Consider the following 18,413-nt stretch of genomic DNA (forward strand, 5'->3'; position numbering starts at 1 on the left):
TTAGTAGGGATTATGGAGTATTTCGCAAAAGGAGATCAAATGACGGCGGTTCTCAAGGTAGGCGGTATTCTGCTACTGGCATCGTCGCTGCTGGCTCAGACCGCAGCGCCGGCCAAGAAAATGGCACGGAAGCCGGTTTCCACCTCGACGGCGGACATCCAGGCTCTTAAAGATGCCGTGGCAGCCCAGCAGCAGCAAATCCAGACCCTGCAGCAGCAGCTGCAGCAAACCAACCAACAACTGCAGCAGAGCGCCGACCAGGCTCAAAAGACACAGCAACAGCTGCAAGCGGCGCAACAGGCTGCCACTGATGCCCAGATGACTGCGGCAGGAGTGCAGGCCTCGGCGGCTCCGAAGGATTCGGTCGACAAGCTGAATTCGCAGTATGCCGACATTCAGACGACCCTGACCAACAATGCCCTCTCCGCTCAGGACGAGCAGAAGCGCATGACTGGCCTTGAAAATACACTCGGCCGGTTCCGCTGGACAGGGGACGTGCGTGTGCGTGGCGAAGATTTCTTCCAGGGCTACAGCGGCTGCGTCGCTTGTGCGGACCGCAACCGAGCTCGTATCCGTGTCCGCTTCGGATTTGAAGGCAAGTTGAATGACGACTTCACGGCGGGAGTTGCGCTGGCCACCGGTTCGCTCGGTGATCCGACGACGACCAACGAAACCTTCACCAATAACTTCGACCGCAAGACGATCGGTCTCGACAAGGGCTATATCACGTATAACCCGGTGGCCCACAAGTGGCTCTCGCTGACCGGCGGGAAATTCGCCTATCAGTGGCAGCGCACACAGGTCACTGGCGATCCGGACACCAACCCGGAAGGCTTCAGCGAGCGGTTGTCCAAGGACTTCACCAGCATTCCGATTGTGAAGAACCTGAACCTCAACCTGATGCAGCTGTTCTACAACGAGGCCAGCGGCACAGGCGGCCTGTATCACGGCCACGACTCGTTTGCAGTCGGCGGCCAGGTTGGCGGACGGCTCCAACTCACGAAATGGTGGACCATGACGCCATCGTTCCTCGTGATGAACTGGCGCTATCCGGACGCGATCCTGAACTCCAGCTTCTTCTCGGTGCAGGCGACCAGCACGAATAACACCGGCGTCGTCGACGTCAATGGAAAAGTAATCAGCTTCCCGATCACAGGTGAAGGTCCCGGTTGCAGCACCCCGTCCAGCAGTGGCTTGCAAAGTTCCCAGGCTTGTACCTTTGCCGCCAATGGAATGACCAACTCCACCTATAGGGACTCAGCAAACCACCTCCACTTCCTGTCGGGCTTCTTGTACGCCGATCTCATCCTGAACAACACGTTCAAGACGAAGTGGGCGCGACTGCCTCTTAACCTGCTCGTCGAATACGAAAACAACCTGAACGCTTCTTCGCATCCGTTCGACAACACCGTGAAGGACGTAGTTGATGATCCGGGGGCGAGCACAAATAAGTCCCTGGGCAGCCAGTCGCACGTTTACTATGCGGACTTCAGTATCGGTCAGCAGAAGAACCGCGGCGACCTCCAGGTTGGATACGCATTCCTCCGCCACGAACAGGACGCGACCATCGCTTCCTTCAACGAAAGCGATCAGCGCGCTCCGTCCAACATCGTGCAGCATCGCATCTACGCGCTCTGGCGGATTCGCCAGAACACGACGGCTGCCTTCACCTGGTGGCACGGACGCACCCTCGATCCGTTCCTCCAGAACTCAGTCCTGGCCTCAGGCATGAAGACCGGTACCACGCCGGGAGTTGGAGTGATTTTGCCGGGACAGTCCGAGCCATGGCTGAATCGCTTGCAGTTTGATTTGATTTACACCTTCTAATCATGCCGATAAACGACAGTGATTAAAAGAGTTACACGGTGGCGCCGGTCCAAACCCGGCGCCACTTTTTGCTTGTTATAATGAGAGCTGGAGTATGGTTCGAGTCGGTCTGGTCGCGCTGCTGTTGCTGGCTCTGTGCGCAGGCTCGAACGCGGTCGAAAGCGGCGAACTGCCGATGACGATCGTCCGCGCCGAGCAGGTTGTACGGGATCGAGTCGTCGCTTGGGTCAACGACACGCCAATCTATCAGCAGGACCCCTGGTTTGAGGTTGCGGTACGTGCCGGAGACAAGATTCTCGAAGGGGAGTATCAGCCCAGTAGTCCGTGGGAAACCTTGCCGGTTTTCTGGAAAGCTGGCGTGGAAGTCGAGGGACGGGTCCACGGGCACAGTCTGTTCTTGAAACGGCCGAATGGCGTCGAGATTCGTTTTGTAATTTTGAAGCGTACCGCAGTATCCGCAAGCAAGCACTGAATCCGGTTTCTATCGTCATGGCTCGCCCCAACATCGACAGTCCGACCGCCCTGCTCAACCGCGAAGAATCGTGGCTGAATTTCAATTGGCGTGTTCTCGAAGAGGCGCAGGACAAACACAATCCTTTGCTGGAACGGCTGAAATTCCTGGCAATCTCGGCCAGCAACCTCGACGAGTTTTTTGAGGTCCGCGTGGGCGGCCTCCTGCAGCAACTGGAAGATGGGTATAACAAGACGACTCCCGATGGCATGACCATGATCGAGGAGCGTGAACTCATCAACCGTCTGACCCATGAATTCGTCGAAGAACAATATGGGTGCTGGAACGATCACCTCCGGCCGGAATTGATGCAACAGGGCATTCGCGTCCTGAGCGTGGACCAGTTGGATGAGAGTGGCCTCGCCTATGTGAACGACTACTGTGAGAGGGAACTGGATCCCCTGCTCACGCCCGTTACGGTCGATCCCTCGCATCCATTTCCACGTGTGATCAACAAAGCTCTATGCGTGGCCCTGCTGCTGCGCCGTCGTCGCCGGTCTTCGCTGACGTACACAGGAGTGGTCACAGTCCCACGTGCATTGCCGCGGCTGGTGCGGCTTCCCAGCCAGGGAACCGTTGACTTTATTTTTCTTGCCGACCTGGTCACGTATCACGCGGCGCGCATGTATCACGGGTACGACATCGTTTCCTCGTCTGCCTTCCGTGTCACTCGCAACAGCAATCTCTACCTGCAGGAAGAAGAGTCCCGTAACTTGCTCGAGTCCGTGCGCGCGGAGCTGCACAACCGCCGAAAAGGAGATGCTGTCCGCATGGAGATCGAAGCGGATGCTGATCCTGAAATCATCGAGCGTCTGCGCACGGTATTTGAACTGGACCCCTGGCAGGTATTCCGGGTCAACGGTCCGGTGAATCTGTCGCGGCTGTTCAATGTTTATGACCAGGCTGGTCATCCGGAATTGAAGTATCCTTCGTTTGCGTCCCGCGAACTGCGCTTAACGGCGAAATCCAGAGACTTGTTCGAAGAATTGCGCCGGCACGACATCCTGCTCCATCACCCTTTTGATTCCTACGATGCGGTGGTGTCGTTCATCCAGTCGGCGGCAGAAGATGAACGCGTTCTTTCCATCAAGCAGACTTTGTATCGAACCAGCGAACATTCGCTGATCGTTCCATCGTTGATGTCCGCAGCCGCACACAAAGAAGTCACGGCCGTCGTGGAACTGAAGGCGCGGTTTGACGAAGACTCGAATATCCGCTGGGCGCGCGATCTGGAAGATGCCGGCGTGCAGGTATTTCACGGCCTGGTTGGCCTGAAGACACACTGCAAACTCTCCCTGCTGGTGCGCCGCGATCCCGATGGCGTGGCGCGCAGCTACGCTCATCTCGGAACCGGGAACTACAACGCGACCACGGCCCGCATCTACACCGACCTGAGTCTCTTTACAGCGGATCCGGAAATCACCAGCGCAGTGCATGACGTGTTCAGCTTTCTCACCGCCTACGCGGAGCATCCCAACTACGGCCCGATGTTAGTGGCACCTCTGGATCTGGCAGAGAAGTGCATGGCGTTGATCGAGCGGGAGGCGGAACATGCCCGGGCCGGACGTCCCGCGCGTATTGTTGCCAAAATGAATTCGCTGCTTGATAAGAGCATCGTGCAGGCACTGTACCGCGCGTCGCAGGCAGGAGTGGAAATCGATTTGCTGGTGCGCGGAATTTGTTCGCTGCGTCCGGGCATCCGCGGGCTGAGCGACCGCATTAGAGTACGCAGCATCGTCGGGCGGTTCCTCGAGCATAGCCGCATCTATCATTTCGAAAATGGCGGCGAACCCGAGGTGTACCTCGGGAGCGCCGACTGGATGCCGCGTAATCTTCATGAACGCGTCGAAGTAATGTTTCCGCTGAAGAACCCTCTGCTGCGGGACCGCGTGGTCCACGAAATTCTGGCTGCGTACATGGCCGACAATGTAAAAGCGCGCTTTCTGCAAAATGACGGTCGCTATCTGCGGTCATGGCAGTCGCCTCGTGGACGGAGCCGCAAACCTCCCACTGGGCGCGCCGCCTTCAATGCGCAGGACTTCCTGATTGCCCTGTCGGAAGGCAAGGAGACTCCGGAATCCATCCCTGCGTCGGTTAGCACTCGCGCTTCTGCTACGGTTCGGAAAGGTGTTGTTAGAACTTAATGTTCATTTATTTCTTACGTCACGCCAGCGCCGGAGAACGGCTTACCAGTGCCAAGAAAGACGAAAAACGTGGGCTCGACAAGGACGGCATCGAGCAATGCGGTTACGTGGGACGAGCCTTGGCCGCTCTCGGTGTCCATGTGGAAGTCATCATTTCGAGCCCGTTAAAGCGGTCGTTGCAGACCGCCTCGCTGGTGGGCAATGAGATTGGTCACGAAGGAAAGCTTGTGCTCGAAAATGCACTGCGCCCGCAAGCGACCTTCTCGGATTTCCAGAAGATGCTGGCGAAATATGCGCGGCAGGATTCGATCCTGCTGGTGGGACACAATCCAAACCTGCGGGAATTTCTTGGACGCGTGATCAGTGCGAACGGTTGTGAAGCCACCCTCGATCTGAAAAAAGGCGCCGTTGCCAAAGTAGAAACACGCCGGAGTTCTGGGTCTCTGAGTTGGTGTTTTACGCCTCGGATTCTGCGTGCTCTTCACACGGCCGCAGCCGAAAGCGCCCGTCCGAAAACTTCCCGAAAATAGGCGCGATCTTTTTCAATCGCCCAAAGTTCCAGATCGACGCTCGCTTTGCCGCGGGGACTCAGCTTCAATGTCACCGTCGCGTTCCGTGCGGACACCGCGATTTTTCCCACCGATTGACTTCTCCCAAGATTGGCAGCGCGCGCCAGACGCAGCAATACCGATGCCTTGGTGACGTAGTCGCGTTCCTCGGGATTGAGGGGTTGCATGGGTGCATCGTCCGATGCCGGACGTGACTTGCCCAGGTACCGGGCGATGGCGGCGATGATGCGCCGCTGTTGCGGTGTGTATCCGAGGATCTCGGAGTTCGCAATGATGTAGTAGGTGTGGCGATGGTGTCCATTGCGATTCACGTAGTCGCCCACTTCATACAGCATTGCCGCAGCCGAGAGCCATTCCCGATACTCCGGCGGCAGTTGGTGCACCGATTTCAGGCCGGAAAAGAGAAGCAGCGCCGCATCGCGTACCTGCAATGCATGATGCATCTCCACCCGGTAGTGTTCGACTGCGCGTTTGATCGATTCCCAGCGTTCGGACTCGATGGCGCGTCCGGAGCGAGTCGCGTGATCGGAATCGGCAGCCATTTGCGCGAGAATGCCGTCCCGCAATCCCAACGGAGAGTAGCGAAAGCCGGCGAGATGGCAGCGTTCGAGAAGTTCCCCATAGACCACGGCACCCGCGCAAATAATTTCGGCGCGCCGCGGTCCGATGCCTGGCACCTTGATTCGCTGATCGAGCGGCAATCGGGCAATCAGTTTGACGATCCGGCGCATGCTGTCCCGCGTAACCGTGGGGCCAGGTTTCTGCTTGCGAAGGCGGGCGAGATGGGCAGATACGCCTGCCAGGGCGGCAGCCGTGCCCGAAGTAGCAATCACGGCCTGAACGCGTGCGGACTTGATCCTGTCCTGAATACGACCCATTTCACGGGCGACAAAACCACGCAGCCGTTCCAGTTCACTCTTGCGCGGGGGATCGTGAACCACAAAATCGCTGGTCAAACGGACTGCACCGAGCGGGAGACTGACGGTTTCCCGAATCTGTCCCTTGCGCGACACAGTCAGTTCGCAACTACCGCCGCCCAGATCCACCAGCAATACGGGATCCGCGCTCAGTCGGCCGTGGGAAATGATCCCCAGGTGAATGAGTCGAGCTTCTTCCAGGCCAGAGATGATTTCCACGTTCCATCCCGTGGTGGATCGTACCCATTCAAGGAATGCCCGTGAATTTCGGGCGTCGCGCAGCGCTGCGGTCGCAACCACACGCACGGAGTCTGTGCCCCACTCCTGCGTGGCGCGATGAAAGCGCCTCAGTACGCGCACCGTCTCAGCCATCGCTTCGGGCGACAGCAATCCGCCACTGAATACGCCTTCGCCGAGCCGCGTGACCTCGCGATCTTCATGGATTTCCTTCAGGCGGTGGCCCTGCAGGCGTGCGATCTTCAAGCGGACGGAGTTCGATCCGATATCCACGGCAGCAAACGTAGGCATAGGGCGTGAGACGTCCACTCATCTTACAGCCGGCGCAACGGCGCAACGCAATTGTTTGCGAACGCCGGCGAGGCCTGCCGTGCAGGTGTACAATCCAGCCCAATCTTGAGCTCAAGAGGGAGACTGCGCTTGAATACTGAGAACCAGACATCATCTAACCCCGCCCCACCGGCCCACGTCGGCATCCTGCAGATGGTAAATGGCGCCTATATCGCTGGAGCAATCTCCTGCCTGGCGCAGTTGGCAGTGCCCGACCTGCTCGAGAATGGGTCCAAATCGGCCGATGAGTTGGCGGCCCAAACTGGCGCTCGACCGGACGCGCTTTACCGCCTGATGCGCGCCACCGCCAGCGTTGGAGTTCTCGCTGAAGGTGCGGACAAGATGTTCTCGCAAACCCCGATGTCGGCGGTTCTGCGCACCAACGCCCGCCCCAGCCTGCGCGGTCTCGCCATCATGACCGGGCGGGAATGGCACGGGCGCGGATGGTCCCGGCTTGAACATTGCGTGCGCACCGGCAAGCCGTCAATCGACGAAATTTACGGCATGCCCATCTTCGAGTACTTCAAGCACAATCCAGAGGAAGCCCGGGTTTTTGACGAGGCCATGACGGCCCTCTCCAGCATTGACGGCCCCGCTGTGGCCGATGCCTACGACTTTTCGGACATTCAGAGCATCGTCGATGTAGCAGGGGGCCGTGGACTCCTGTTGGCCACTCTGATGGAAAGGAATCCTCATCTCAAAGGCACGCTTTATGAGATGTCCCATGTGCTCGAAGGAGCGAGGACGGGGGCCCTCAAGGTACACATGGACCGGTGCGCACTTTCCTCCGGCGATATGTTCGATTCGGTTCCGTCGGGCGCTGATGCCTATCTCATGAAACACATCATCCATGATTGGCCGGATGAGGCCTGCGTCAACCTTCTGAAAGCGTGCCGCCAGGGTGTGAATCCCGGCGGAAAGTTGCTGATCGTCGATTGCGTAATCCAGCCGGGCAACGGTTTCTCCCCCGCGAAGTTTCTGGATTTGCAAATGTTGATCTTCCCCAGCGGACGGGAGCGCACGGAAGTAGAATTCCGCAATCTGCTGGAGGCCTCCGGATGGAAACTCTCACGGATTATTCCCACCGCGGCTGCGGACTCGATTGTGGAAGGAGTTCCGGCGTAGACGTCAATGGTCTGCTGCACGACGTAACGGGTCTGGCGTGCCCGCCCGTGCCTCAACTCTATCCTTGAACGACTGCTTCTTGCGCCGCCGCGCCCTCCGGCGGCGGTGTGCTGGCAGTCCAGGAATAGGACACTACCCCTTCAACCTTTTCATCGTCCTGTAACAACCTTTTGTTAGCCTTTCTCACGAATGTCCCAACAAACCCTGCCCCGGCAGACGTTTAGCGCTCCCGAAAAAGACCGGCCTGCCGCATTGAAACTGGAAGCCAAGCCCGCGTCACTGCTGCAGGGCAGGGTCAGCGAAGTTCCCGATGCGCTCTTTGGCTGGACTATGCGGCTTTGCGGGCTGGCCGTGGTCGCTTTGCTGGGGATGATTGTGTGGGAACTGGTGGTTCGCTCCCAGCTTTCCTGGCATACGTTTGGATGGAAGTTCTTTGTGAACTCCGACTGGAATCCGGTCGAGGAACAGTTTGGGGCCCTGCCGTTCATCTACGGCACGTTGGTTTCTTCGCTACTATCGCTGGTCATCGCGGTTCCTTTGGCAGTCGGCGTCGCCGTATTCATCACGGAAATGTGTCCCGTTGGTTTGCGCGGGATGCTTTCCTTTACCACGGAATTGCTGGCGGCAATCCCGAGCGTGATCTACGGACTGTGGGCAATCTTCGTGCTCGTGCCTCTACTGCGGACCTACGTCCAACCGTTTTTATCGACGACATTAGGATGGACTGGCCTTTTCACCGGGCCACCGTATGGCATCGGAATGCTGGCTGCCGGAGTGATTCTGGCGATCATGATCATTCCCATTATTTCCTCCATCACTCGTGAAGTGTTGACGGTCGTTCCGCAGCATCAGAGGGAAGCAGTGCTGGCGCTGGGAGCTACCCGTTGGGAAATGATTCGCATGGGTGTTTTGCGCAATGCGCGTGCCGGTATCGTGGGCGGTGTGATTCTCGGTCTCGGCCGCGCACTTGGAGAGACGATGGCGGTCACCATGGTGATCGGCAACCGTCCTGAAATCGCCAAGTCGCTGTTTGCGCCGGGATACACGATGGCGAGCGTTCTGGCGAACGAATTTACCGAAGCCACCGGCGATACTTATCTTTCCGCCCTGGTTGAAATTGGGCTGGCGTTGTTCCTGGTCACGATCGTCGTCAACGCACTCGCGCGCCTGATGGTCTGGAGCGTTACGCGAGGCTTACCTGCGAGGAACGTTGCCTGATACGAGCATGAATCCGGTAGTGGTCGCGATCCCGCCGTTCAGTTGGCGGCGCCGCGTCACGGATCATTTCATGACCGGCGTAGCCCTCCTGACGGTCGTGCTGGTGTTGCTGCCTCTGGGCGCGATCTTTGCGTATCTGATTTACAAGGGCGCCGGATCGATCAACTGGGCCTTTCTCACGCAAACTCCCAAGCCCGTCGGTGAACCCGGCGGGGGGATGGCGAACGCGATTGCTGGTTCGGTAGTGATTCTCGGCATCGCGAGTTTCATGGGAGTTCCCCTGGGTATCGGTGCTGGCATCTATCTTTCCGAATTTGGACGGAACCGTGTTGGGGATTTCGTCCGCTTTGTTTGCGATGTTCTGAACGGCGTCCCTTCGATCGTGATCGGCATTGTCGCCTACGGACTCGTCGTATTGCGGCAGGGACATTTTTCAGCTCTGGCTGGCGGCGTAGCACTCGCAATCATGATGGTGCCCACCATTGCGCGTACCACCGAGCAGATGCTTCTGCTGGTGCCGCAAGCGCTTCGGGAAGCTGCTTACGGGCTAGGGATTCCGCGTTGGCGGACCACGCTGTCTATCACCTTGCGCACCGCCACTTCCGGCATCATCACCGGAGTGATGCTGGCATTTGCGCGTGTCGCCGGAGAAACGGCGCCACTTCTATTTACCGCCTTTGGAAACCAGTTCTGGAACTGGAAGTCGGATCAGCCCACGGCTGCTCTCTCGCTGCAGATATTTGCGTATGCGATCTCTCCGTTTGACGAGTGGCATAAGCAGGCCTGGGCGGGTGCATTGGTGCTGATCATTCTGATCGTGAGCGCTGTTGGCGCGGTTCGATTCGCAGTGCGGCGGGGAACTTTAGCAGGAGCATAACCAGTTATGGGTGTTGGAATCACTGTCGAGCATGTGAATGCCTACTACGGTAAGACGCAGGCCTTGTTCGATATCAACCTGATTGTCCAGGCGAATCATGCGACGGCGTTGATCGGGCCTTCGGGCTGCGGGAAGTCCACGTTCATTCGCTGCCTGAACCGCATGCACGAAACCATCCCCGACGCGCGCGTGGATGGGACCGTAAGGATTGGCGACATCAGCGTCTACAACGGCACGTCGGCAACGCAGCTTCGCCGCCGGGTTGGAATGGTCTTTCAGAAACCGAACCCGTTTCCGACCATGTCGATCTATGACAATGTTGCTTCCGGACTGAGACTCAATGGTTTTCGTGATCGCAAGAAATTAGACGAAGTGGTTGAGCGCTCGCTGAACAGCGCCGCTTTGTGGGGAGAAGTGAAAGACTCGTTGCATAAGAAATCAGGAGCCAGCCTCTCCGGAGGCCAGCAGCAGCGCTTATGCATCGCGCGTGCGTTGGCGGTTCAGCCGGAAGTCCTGCTCATGGACGAGCCTTGTTCGGCGCTGGATCCGATCTCAACGGGTAAGATCGAAGAGCTGATTTTTCAGTTAAAAGAGCAGTACACCATCGTCATCGTGACGCATAATATGCAGCAGGCAGCCCGCGTGGCGGAGTTTACCGGGTTCTTTCTGCTGGGCAAAATGATCGAGTTCGACAAGACGGAAAAGATTTTTACCAAGCCCTCCGACAAACGGACGGAAGACTACATCACAGGCAGGTTCGGATAATGCGTACACGCTTTCAGCAGGAGATGGAGGAGTTGCGGGAGAAGCTGCTGCGCATGGGAGGTCTGGCGGAGTTGGCGGTGGATCGCGCCTGCCAGGCATATTCCGAGCGCGATTTGAGCCGCTGCCACCTGGTGCTCGAAAACGAGAGCCTCATCAACGTCGCCGAGCGCGAAATCGATGAAATGGCATTCGACATCCTCGCCACCCAGCAACCCGCTGCCGTCGATCTACGATTCATTCTAGCCGTCACCAAAATCAACTCCGATCTGGAGCGCGTCGGCGATCAAGCTGTCAATATCGCTGAGCGTGTCATGGATCTGATCGAGTTGCCGGCCGCTGAATTGCCCGTCGACATTCCACGCATGGCAACCGCAGTCGGAGCGATGGTCCGCCGCGCTCTGGAATCGTTCGTCGAAGGCAAAGCCGAACTCGCTCAGGCTGTGTTGGAAATGGACCACGTCGTCGACCGCATGCGTGACGAAGCCTTCATTATGCTCGTGCGAAAGATGAACGAGTCTCCGCAAGTGACTCAACAAGCGCTAGATGCGCTTCTCGTGGCGCGCAATCTGGAACGTGTTGCCGACCATGCCACGAACATTGCCGAAGACGTAATCTTCTGGGTATTGGGAGCGGATGTCCGCCATCACGCGCATGCTACCGTTGTCCAAACTCCCACACAGCCAGACCCGCATTAGGGCGCCAGGGGCTTTGCGATCGCCAACTCTTCGCGCCTTGGCTCTGCTGCGCTACACTGTTCGGTCCTGACGGGTAGGATCGCAACTGATCCCCCTGCAGCCAGACCGGAAGATCCGCATGAGCCAGAAAGTTCGCGTCTTTGCTACCTGCGATATCGGCGATTCCTTCAACATTCTCCGCGGTAAGGGATATGACCTGGAGGTCTATCCCAAACCGGAAGCGCCGCCCAAGAGCCTGATCATTGAGAAGGTGAAGTCCGGGATTGACGGCCTGATCACGACGTTGCGCGACCCTATCGACGCGGAAGTGTTTGCCGCCGGACAAGGCACATTGAAAGTCGTGGCGCAGATTGCCGTCGGCTTCGACAACATCAACCGTTCCGATGCAAACCGTTACAAAATTCCGTTCACCAATACTGCAGACGTTCTGACGGAAGCGACCGCTGAATTCGCCTTTTTCCTGATGGGCACTCTAGCGCGCAAGATGTGGCCCGCAGAACATTTGTTGCACGACAAGCGTTGGGGATACTGGCATCCCTATCTGCCTTTTCTGGGCGACGAGGTCACCGGCAAAACTATTGCCATCATTGGCACCGGTCGCATTGGCCTGGCTATGATCAAGAAATGTTCAGGATTCGATATGAACATGCTGTGCTTCGATCCGGCCTACGAAAATCACGGGTACATCAAGGCGATCGAAGAGATCAACGAACTCCGCCACAAGCACGGCATGACTCGCGAAAAGCCCTGGATTCGCTACACCACGCTGCAGGATGCATTGAGCAATGCCGACTACATCAGCCTGCACGTCCCATTGCTGCGCGAAGGCGAGAGCAAGACCCCGACCTATCACCTGATCAACGAAACCACGCTGCGCATGATGAAACCGACTGCCATGCTGATCAATACCTCGCGCGGCCCGGTGGTAGATGAGAATGCTCTGGCCCGAGCGTTAAAGGAAAATTGGATTGCTGGAGCGGCGCTCGACGTGTACGAGAAAGAACCGTTGGCAGCAGATTCGCCCCTACGCGACCCCGCAATCGCCGACCGCTGCCGTCTGTTGCCGCACTTTGCCAGCGCCGCGAGGATTACGCGGCTGTCTTCCGATCCTGACAAAGGCATGGCGGGACGTTGCGTGCAGGGCTTGCTGGACGTGCTGGAAGGGAACTATGGCGGCGATGTCACGAAGATGCCGTACGTGGTGAACAAAGAAGTGTTTGGGAAGACCACCGCATAACCTCTCTTCAGGTAGATGGAGCGATAAATGGAGGACTTTCGTCAGTTCGGCGAAAGCCCTCCGCAAAACCTCGGGTGCAGGCACCGCTAAGAAATATCTAGAACGACTTGTAGGAAACGACAACCGTTTTGGTGGCCTTCGATCCCAATTGCATGTCGTACTGCAAGAATACTGAGCCATCCGTATTAGCCAGCGGTCCAGCCACGTGCGTAAAGATCTGGCATGGATTGGGCCCGCCGGGAATGACTTGGGAAAATCCACCATTCGAGAATGCGCCGGAGACGTATTGCAGTTGCAGGCCGAAGCTCATCTGGTTGTACCCGAATGCAGTACGGTTACTGAAATCGAAGGAGTTTGAAGTGAACCCGCCTGCGTCTACGTCTGCATAGCGCAGCAGCCCGATATGGCGCGACGTGGTGGTGTTATTTTTGATGGCCATCGAGACCGTGGTGGAAGCTGTGCCCTTGTTCAATGCTATGGTTTGGGTGAGTGTGAAGATTCCGTCATTGGTTGTGCGTTCGATTTTGACGGCGGTGGCCGACGAACTCAAGGTAACGGGGGCCTGCCAATTGGCGCTGTCGCCAAAACCTGCGTAGTCGAAATACTGTGTTGCGGTATCAAAATTGCAAAGTCCGTATCCCTCGCCGGCGGGCGACGGCGAAATGTATTCTTGTCCCGCGGGGCTCTCAAACTGGGTGATGTTTCCATTCTTGGTGACGCAATACTTGATGAACTTGTTGCCGGAATTTGCCGAGAAATTGAAAGAGCAGGTCACCGTCGCGTCCGTCCCAGAGACGACGTATTTTTGTTTGGCTTCCAAGGCCGCTTGATGCACGGCCGCATCTTCCGTGCGGGCTGCTTGAGCGTGGGCGAGGTTGGAGAAGCTGAGGGCGAAAAGAGCGGCTGCACACAGGGTCCGGTTCATGTTGTCTTCCTTTTTAGCAAGAGTGGACTAGTTGTTTTGTTGACTTCCGACCTCGTGCCTGTTCGAACAATCAAGGTCTGACGAAGTTGTAGAGGGATCTTGCTTCACGCGGATCGAAAGGTCCATGGAGACAGTGTGAAGCACTCTGAACTAGTCTCAAGAAATCGGCACGCTTGTACTGTTCGCAGAACGGTCCGATTGACAGCCACGGATGCGCGCACGCGTTCGGGAAACGTTTATGATGTGCCTGCAAGAGTTTTGATCTCATCCCATGTTCTCTCGCCGCACTAACTGGACACTGCAAACCAATCACTTCACTCGCGCCATGGCGGAAGTGCGATCTTCCGGACGAGAGGTATTGGACCTCACGGTTTCGAATCCTACCGAGGCGGGGGTTTACTGCGATCGCGAAGTCGTACTAGGGTCTCTAGTAAATGAGATGGTGATGCGTTATGACCCGCAGCCGCGCGGACTGCTGAGTGCGCGTCAAGCCGTCTGTCACTACTACCGCGAGTCGCATGACGTCTTTGATCTTGATCCGGAACAACTCGTTCTGACCACCAGCACAAGCGAAGCCTACTCGTACGTATTCCGTTTGCTGTGCAACCCAGGCGATGAGATTCTTGTTCCCAAGCCGAGCTATCCGCTGTTTGAATTTCTTGCTGATCTCTCCGACGTCAAGCTCGTACCCTATCCGCTCCTCTACGACCACGGCTGGCAGATTGACTTTGATTCGCTCTACAAGGCAGCGTCCCCGAGAACGCGCGCCGTGATCGTCGTACATCCGAACAATCCCACCGGGTCGTACGTGGCACGAGCCGAGACGTCGGCGCTAAACTCGTTCTGCCAGGACTACAACGCCGCGCTCATTGTTGACGAAGTCTTTCTCGACTACGCGCATGATGGCGCGTCGCGAACGAGCTTCGTTACGAATAGCAGCGCATTGACGTTCACGCTCAGCGGAATTTCGAAGATCTCCGCCCTTCCGCAGATGAAACTCTCCTGGGTGATCGCTAGCGGGCCGCGGGAAGTGGTTGCGCAGGCCGGCGCCCGACTGGAGATCATTGCCGACACCTTTCTCTCGATGAATGCTCCCGTGCAACTGGCCGCGCCGGTGCTACTCGATCAACGTAAACAGATTCAGCCCGTACTCCTCGACCGCTTGCGAGTGAATCTGGCTGAACTGGATCATCAACTTGCCACAGCGCCGTCCTGCACTCGCTTCCAGGTTGAAGGCGGATGGTATGCCGTGTTGCGCGTTCCGGTGACGCAGAGTGACGAAGAACTTGCCATTGCTTTGCTGAGGAAGATGGCGGTCGCAATCCATCCCGGACACTTTTATGACTTCCCGAATGATGGGCACCTGGTATTGAGCCTGATTACGGAGCCGAAAGTATTCCGGCAAGGTGTTTCGCGGCTGCTGGAGCTCATCCAGGCATAGTGCTGGAAAACCTGTCGGGATCGAATGTAAAGCGTCGTGCTATCCTGTCGCGTTCCTGAAGGGAAGAATCCAATGTCGATTACGCGTCGTGGGTTTCTTGGTTCGGCTGCTGCCGCATCGCTGGCGGCGAGCCTCAATGCACAAGACAACAAGAAGAAGCCTGACGCCACGCATGCTGAGCCGGCTCGTGGCGCGCAACACCCGATCATTGTCTGTGCGAACAATGGATTCCCTTATCTCGATGCTGCGTACCAATTTCTGAAAACCGGTGGCGACACGCTCGACGCCGCGATCCGTGTGGTGAATGGTCCGGAGAATGACCCGTTGGAGGACAGTGTCGGCCTGGGTGGATTGCCCAACGAAGAAGGCGTGGTGGAACTCGATGCATGCTGCATGCATGGCCCGACCCGGCGTGCTGGATCCGTCGGCGCGGTCCGCAATATCAAGAATGTTTCGAATGTCGCGAAGGCCGTGATGGAGCACACCGGCCACGTGATGCTCGTCGGAGAAGGCGCGGAGCGTTTTGCGGTGGCGATGGGCTTCCCGCGCGAGAACCTCCTCACCGAGCGCTCGCGTAAAACCTGGCAACTTTGGAAGGAGTTCCACTCGACTGACGATTGGTGGGGGCCGGGGCTGGCGTCTCCGCAATTCAAGGCGCCCGATATCGCTCCGCATTCCGAACTCTGGAACGACAAACTCAAGCGTATGGAAGAACGCGCTGCCGCAATTGGAATCGAACCAGAGTTTCGCATGGCCGCCATTCATCGCGTGATCTTTCCGTCCACGGGCACAATCCATTGTTCTGTCCTCAATGAAAAGGGAGAGATGTCCGGTGTCACCACGACCAGCGGCCTGGCTTTCAAATTGCCCGGACGTTGCGGCGACTCACCGGTGATTGGCGCTGGCTGCTACACCGATCAGGACATAGGTTCCGCGGGCGCGACCGGTGCGGGCGAAGAGAACATCAAAGTTGCCGGCGCTCACACGATCGTTGAAAACATGCGTCATGGCATGTCCCCGCAAGAGGCTGGAATGGATGCGCTGAAACGCATCGTGCGCAATTACAACAACGACATGAGCCGGCTGAAATTCCTCGATATGACGTACTACATCCTGCGCAAGGATGGCGCATACGCCGGAGTGTCCCTATGGGAAGGCTACTCTCCGGACTTTCCCCATAAGATCGCGGTCCACGACGGAACCCGCCGTTCGGAACAGACCGTTGCTCTGCTCAAAGGATCTTCGCAGGAATTTCCGCCCTTCCCGGCTCTGCCTCCCGGTGTGACACAGGAGTCGGAGTACTACAAATAGTTGACGCCTCAGGCCCATTCTTGATCTTTAAAGACTGAGGACACCAAGGTCACACGTTTAGTTGCACTAAGGAGCGCCCAAGGCCCCTCTGTGCCTGTTGTGGTCATTTCCTGCAGGTGTACAATTGCCTTGTTAAGGACTGAAGCTTCACGGGATCTTCTTCCCGCGCTCGAGGCTCTCATGAATGTCCACGTCAGTTACAAGGTTCACAAAACTCCCGACATCGAAAAAGAAATCAACCACCAGATCGAAAAACTGCGCCGGCGTCTGCAGGTATTTCGCCCGGAACTCGTGCACCTCAAGGCGACTGTGGAACAGAACTCGGTGCGGGAAGGCACACATGTGTCTTTGAATCTGCGTTTGCCGTCGGGACAGTTTGCTTCCCAGGAAAGTGCACCTGTTCCCGTGGTCGCAATCAAGACAGCGTTCGAAGAAATCATGCAACAGATCACTCGCCACAAGGATCTGCTGCGTTCCAGCCACAAATGGCGGCGTCCGAAAGGGAATGCAAAAGAGTCACCGGCGCCAGGCATTGCGTTTGAAAAGACGATGGCGGTGGTGCATCCGTCGACCATCTCAGCCGACGACGTGCGCTCTTATGTAGACGCCAACCTTGCTCGTCTGCAACGCTTTGTAGAGCGTGAACTTTACTTTCGGCATAGTGCGGACGAAATGACGGACGGCTTATCCACCGATGAGGTGGTGGATGAAGTCATTGCACAAGCTCTCACCGACGGTGATCGCCCTGAAAAACTCGCGCTCGAGCCGTGGCTTTACCGGTTGGCAATGAATGCCATGGATCAGATGAGCGCGCGCCAGAACGAAATGGACCCGGTTCATCTCGAAGACAGCCGCCGACGGCAGAATGTTGAAGGATCGGATGAACCCGGCCTGCAATTTCACCAGCCCGACGAAATCTGGACCAAAGAGAGTTCCATTGCCGATCGCCGTTTGACCACGCCCGAGCAGGCTGCGTATTCCGACGAAATGGTGGCATTGGTGCAAGCGGCCCTGCAGGGCGCTAGCCGCACCGATCGCGAAGCTTTCCTCCTGTACGGAATTGAAGGCTTTTCCCTGAATGAAATTGCGGTGATTACCGGACGACATCCGGAAGCAGTTCGCGAGTCCATCGAACGGGCTCGCGAGCAGGTGCGAAACACACCGTCAGTGGCCAAGGAGTTTCCAAGAAAACTCGCGAAGAAAACAGTCGCCTGAAGAACAGTTTCCGGTTTCCGGTTTTCAATGAGAATATTGAGGCTGAGAACCGGTCCTGATGATTCACGAAATCCTGCCTGTTGGCCCGCTGCAGTGCAACTGCTCCGTCATTGGCGATGAAACGACCCACGAAGCGATGGTCATCGACCCCGGTGACGACATCGAAGACATCGTTGCCCTGATCCGCAAGCACAACTTGAAGGTGAAGCAGATCGTCATCACGCACGCGCACATTGATCACGTCGGCGGAGCGATGAAACTGCGTGCGCTCACCGGAGCGCCGATCCTGCTCAATCAGAATGATACGGCGCTGTTGAAGATGCTGGACGTACAGGCCACGTGGATCGGAATGGCCGCGCCCGGTGACGTGAAGATCGATGGAGAACTTGGCCATGGCGAAAGATTGTCCGCCGGAAATCTATCCGCAGACGTGATTCACACGCCGGGCCACACCGAGGGAAGTGTTTGTCTTTACTTTCCCAGTGAGAAGACTCTGATTGCGGGCGACACCCTTTTCGCCGGCAGCATCGGCCGGACCGACCTCCCCGGCGGATCCTTCGAGAAGATCATGCGCTCGCTCCACCAAAGAGTGATGGCGTTACCGGATGACACCATCGTGATTCCTGGCCACGGCCCGAAAACCAGTATTGGAGAGGAAAGAGAAGGGAATCCGTATTTGCAGGAAGGGCACAGGTCCTAAAAAAAGGTCGCAGGTGACACCCGTCACCTGTGACCTATTTCTGTGTAGGCGCGGGCGCTGCTGGTTTGGCCGGCTGGGAAGTCGTCTGCGATCCCTTAACGTCGGAAAGAACCGACGACGGTCCTGACCGCCGCGAAGCAAAAATCGATAGCGTAATCGACGTCACAATAAAAATGATCGCGGACCAGGTCGTGGCCTTAGTCAGCGCCGTAGCCGCGCCCCGTGGACCGAATGCCGTCTGACTCCCCTGGCCTCCGAACGCTGCCGCCAAGTCGCCGCTCTTACCGCTCTGGAGCAACACGACCGCAATCAGGAACAGGCAAACGATGACGTGCACAATCGTGATCAGAACCGTTAACCACATAAGTA

17 protein-coding genes are annotated in these 18,413 nt (G+C 57.2%); 14 read left to right on the plus strand and 3 right to left on the minus strand.

Annotation, left to right across the window (positions count from 1 at the left end):
• The first annotated feature begins 39 nt into the window (after positions 1-39).
• From HY010_09660 to HY010_09675, 4 genes are all read left to right on the plus strand, one after another.
• Positions 40-1,827: a putative porin gene (locus tag HY010_09660; protein ID MBI3475988.1), complete on the plus strand. Its 1,788-nt coding sequence runs from the start codon at positions 40-42 to the stop codon at positions 1,825-1,827.
• A 94-nt stretch (positions 1,828-1,921) separates the two neighbouring features.
• Positions 1,922-2,299, plus strand: a complete 378-nt coding sequence (locus HY010_09665; protein ID MBI3475989.1) for a hypothetical protein — start codon at positions 1,922-1,924, stop codon at positions 2,297-2,299.
• Positions 2,300-2,316: 17 nt separating this feature from the next.
• Positions 2,317-4,482, plus strand: coding sequence for a polyphosphate kinase 1 (gene ppk1, locus HY010_09670; GenBank protein MBI3475990.1), 2,166 nt, complete (start codon positions 2,317-2,319; stop codon positions 4,480-4,482).
• Entirely contained in the window at positions 4,482-5,012 is a 531-nt protein-coding gene (locus HY010_09675; protein ID MBI3475991.1) for a histidine phosphatase family protein, read from the plus strand. The genes ppk1 and HY010_09675 overlap by 1 nt, the downstream gene beginning before the upstream one ends.
• On the opposite strand, the gene HY010_09680 is transcribed toward HY010_09675, so the two are convergent.
• Positions 4,964-6,496 carry a Ppx/GppA family phosphatase gene (locus HY010_09680; protein ID MBI3475992.1) on the minus strand — a complete coding sequence of 511 codons (1,533 nt, stop codon included), beginning with the start codon at positions 6,494-6,496 and terminating at the stop codon, positions 4,964-4,966. The genes HY010_09675 and HY010_09680 overlap by 49 nt on opposite strands.
• Positions 6,497-6,625: 129 nt before the next feature.
• Here HY010_09680 and HY010_09685 point away from each other — a divergent pair, with 129 nt between their 5' ends.
• The 6 genes from HY010_09685 (at position 6,626) to HY010_09710 (ending at position 12,452) form a co-directional block, all read left to right on the plus strand.
• A complete protein-coding gene (locus HY010_09685; GenBank protein MBI3475993.1) occupies positions 6,626-7,660 on the plus strand; it encodes a methyltransferase in 1,035 nt (344 codons plus the stop codon).
• Between the two features lie 189 nt (positions 7,661-7,849).
• Positions 7,850-8,878: a phosphate ABC transporter permease subunit PstC gene (pstC, locus tag HY010_09690; GenBank protein MBI3475994.1), complete on the plus strand. Its 1,029-nt coding sequence runs from the start codon at positions 7,850-7,852 to the stop codon at positions 8,876-8,878.
• A 7-nt stretch (positions 8,879-8,885) separates the two neighbouring features.
• Complete coding sequence (gene pstA, locus HY010_09695) at positions 8,886-9,755, plus strand: phosphate ABC transporter permease PstA (GenBank protein ID MBI3475995.1); 870 nt, start codon at positions 8,886-8,888, stop codon at positions 9,753-9,755.
• Between the two features lie 6 nt (positions 9,756-9,761).
• Positions 9,762-10,520: a phosphate ABC transporter ATP-binding protein gene (gene pstB, locus HY010_09700; protein ID MBI3475996.1), complete on the plus strand. Its 759-nt coding sequence runs from the start codon at positions 9,762-9,764 to the stop codon at positions 10,518-10,520.
• Positions 10,520-11,215: a phosphate signaling complex protein PhoU gene (gene phoU / locus HY010_09705; GenBank protein MBI3475997.1), complete on the plus strand. Its 696-nt coding sequence runs from the start codon at positions 10,520-10,522 to the stop codon at positions 11,213-11,215. Before pstB ends, phoU begins: the two co-directional genes overlap by 1 nt.
• 118 nt (positions 11,216-11,333) lie before the next feature.
• Positions 11,334-12,452 carry a D-glycerate dehydrogenase gene (locus HY010_09710; protein MBI3475998.1) on the plus strand — a complete coding sequence of 373 codons (1,119 nt, stop codon included), beginning with the start codon at positions 11,334-11,336 and terminating at the stop codon, positions 12,450-12,452.
• Positions 12,453-12,549: 97 nt separating this feature from the next.
• On the opposite strand, the gene HY010_09715 is transcribed toward HY010_09710, so the two are convergent.
• Positions 12,550-13,377: a hypothetical protein gene (locus HY010_09715; GenBank protein MBI3475999.1), complete on the minus strand. Its 828-nt coding sequence runs from the start codon at positions 13,375-13,377 to the stop codon at positions 12,550-12,552.
• A 271-nt stretch (positions 13,378-13,648) separates the two neighbouring features.
• On the opposite strand from HY010_09715, the gene HY010_09720 reads away from it, so the two are divergent.
• The 4 genes from HY010_09720 to HY010_09735 all read left to right on the plus strand — a co-directional run bounded on the left by HY010_09720 (position 13,649) and on the right by HY010_09735 (position 18,044).
• Positions 13,649-14,818 (plus strand): pyridoxal phosphate-dependent aminotransferase, encoded by a 1,170-nt coding sequence (locus HY010_09720; protein MBI3476000.1) that lies wholly within the window; start codon positions 13,649-13,651, stop codon positions 14,816-14,818.
• A 72-nt stretch (positions 14,819-14,890) separates the two neighbouring features.
• On the plus strand, positions 14,891-16,129 hold the full coding sequence (locus tag HY010_09725) for a N(4)-(beta-N-acetylglucosaminyl)-L-asparaginase (protein MBI3476001.1): 1,239 nt from the start codon (positions 14,891-14,893) through the stop codon (positions 16,127-16,129).
• A gap of 180 nt (positions 16,130-16,309) precedes the next feature.
• Positions 16,310-17,344 (plus strand): sigma-70 family RNA polymerase sigma factor, encoded by a 1,035-nt coding sequence (locus HY010_09730; protein MBI3476002.1) that lies wholly within the window; start codon positions 16,310-16,312, stop codon positions 17,342-17,344.
• Between the two features lie 58 nt (positions 17,345-17,402).
• Positions 17,403-18,044 carry an MBL fold metallo-hydrolase gene (locus HY010_09735; GenBank protein ID MBI3476003.1) on the plus strand — a complete coding sequence of 214 codons (642 nt, stop codon included), beginning with the start codon at positions 17,403-17,405 and terminating at the stop codon, positions 18,042-18,044.
• 34 nt (positions 18,045-18,078) lie between these two features.
• On the opposite strand, the gene secG is transcribed toward HY010_09735, so the two are convergent.
• Positions 18,079-18,408, minus strand: coding sequence for a preprotein translocase subunit SecG (gene secG / locus HY010_09740; GenBank protein ID MBI3476004.1), 330 nt, complete (start codon positions 18,406-18,408; stop codon positions 18,079-18,081).
• Positions 18,409-18,413 lie beyond the last annotated feature (5 nt).

Source organism: Acidobacteriota bacterium (assembly GCA_016196065.1).
In the GTDB taxonomy this organism is placed as follows: domain Bacteria; phylum Acidobacteriota; class Terriglobia; order Terriglobales; family Acidobacteriaceae; genus Acidiflorens.

What these genes read in the sequence shown, in the direction of transcription:
- HY010_09725 (MBI3476001.1), top strand. Translation starts at nt 14,891, where the DNA reads ATGTCGATTACGCGTCGTGGGTTTCTTGGTTCGGCTGCTGCCGCATCG.
- HY010_09660 (MBI3475988.1), top strand. Translation starts at nt 40, where the DNA reads ATGACGGCGGTTCTCAAGGTAGGCGGTATTCTGCTACTGGCATCGTCG.
- pstA (MBI3475995.1), top strand. Translation starts at nt 8,886, where the DNA reads ATGAATCCGGTAGTGGTCGCGATCCCGCCGTTCAGTTGGCGGCGCCGC.
- phoU (MBI3475997.1), top strand. Translation starts at nt 10,520, where the DNA reads ATGCGTACACGCTTTCAGCAGGAGATGGAGGAGTTGCGGGAGAAGCTG.
- ppk1 (MBI3475990.1), top strand. Translation starts at nt 2,317, where the DNA reads ATGGCTCGCCCCAACATCGACAGTCCGACCGCCCTGCTCAACCGCGAA.
- HY010_09710 (MBI3475998.1), top strand. Translation starts at nt 11,334, where the DNA reads ATGAGCCAGAAAGTTCGCGTCTTTGCTACCTGCGATATCGGCGATTCC.
- HY010_09665 (MBI3475989.1), top strand. Translation starts at nt 1,922, where the DNA reads ATGGTTCGAGTCGGTCTGGTCGCGCTGCTGTTGCTGGCTCTGTGCGCA.
- HY010_09715 (MBI3475999.1), bottom strand. Translation starts at nt 13,377, where the DNA reads ATGAACCGGACCCTGTGTGCAGCCGCTCTTTTCGCCCTCAGCTTCTCC.
- HY010_09735 (MBI3476003.1), top strand. Translation starts at nt 17,403, where the DNA reads ATGATTCACGAAATCCTGCCTGTTGGCCCGCTGCAGTGCAACTGCTCC.
- HY010_09720 (MBI3476000.1), top strand. Translation starts at nt 13,649, where the DNA reads ATGTTCTCTCGCCGCACTAACTGGACACTGCAAACCAATCACTTCACT.
- pstB (MBI3475996.1), top strand. Translation starts at nt 9,762, where the DNA reads ATGGGTGTTGGAATCACTGTCGAGCATGTGAATGCCTACTACGGTAAG.
- HY010_09680 (MBI3475992.1), bottom strand. Translation starts at nt 6,496, where the DNA reads ATGCCTACGTTTGCTGCCGTGGATATCGGATCGAACTCCGTCCGCTTG.
- pstC (MBI3475994.1), top strand. Translation starts at nt 7,850, where the DNA reads ATGTCCCAACAAACCCTGCCCCGGCAGACGTTTAGCGCTCCCGAAAAA.
- HY010_09675 (MBI3475991.1), top strand. Translation starts at nt 4,482, where the DNA reads ATGTTCATTTATTTCTTACGTCACGCCAGCGCCGGAGAACGGCTTACC.
- HY010_09730 (MBI3476002.1), top strand. Translation starts at nt 16,310, where the DNA reads ATGAATGTCCACGTCAGTTACAAGGTTCACAAAACTCCCGACATCGAA.
- secG (MBI3476004.1), bottom strand. Translation starts at nt 18,408, where the DNA reads ATGTGGTTAACGGTTCTGATCACGATTGTGCACGTCATCGTTTGCCTG.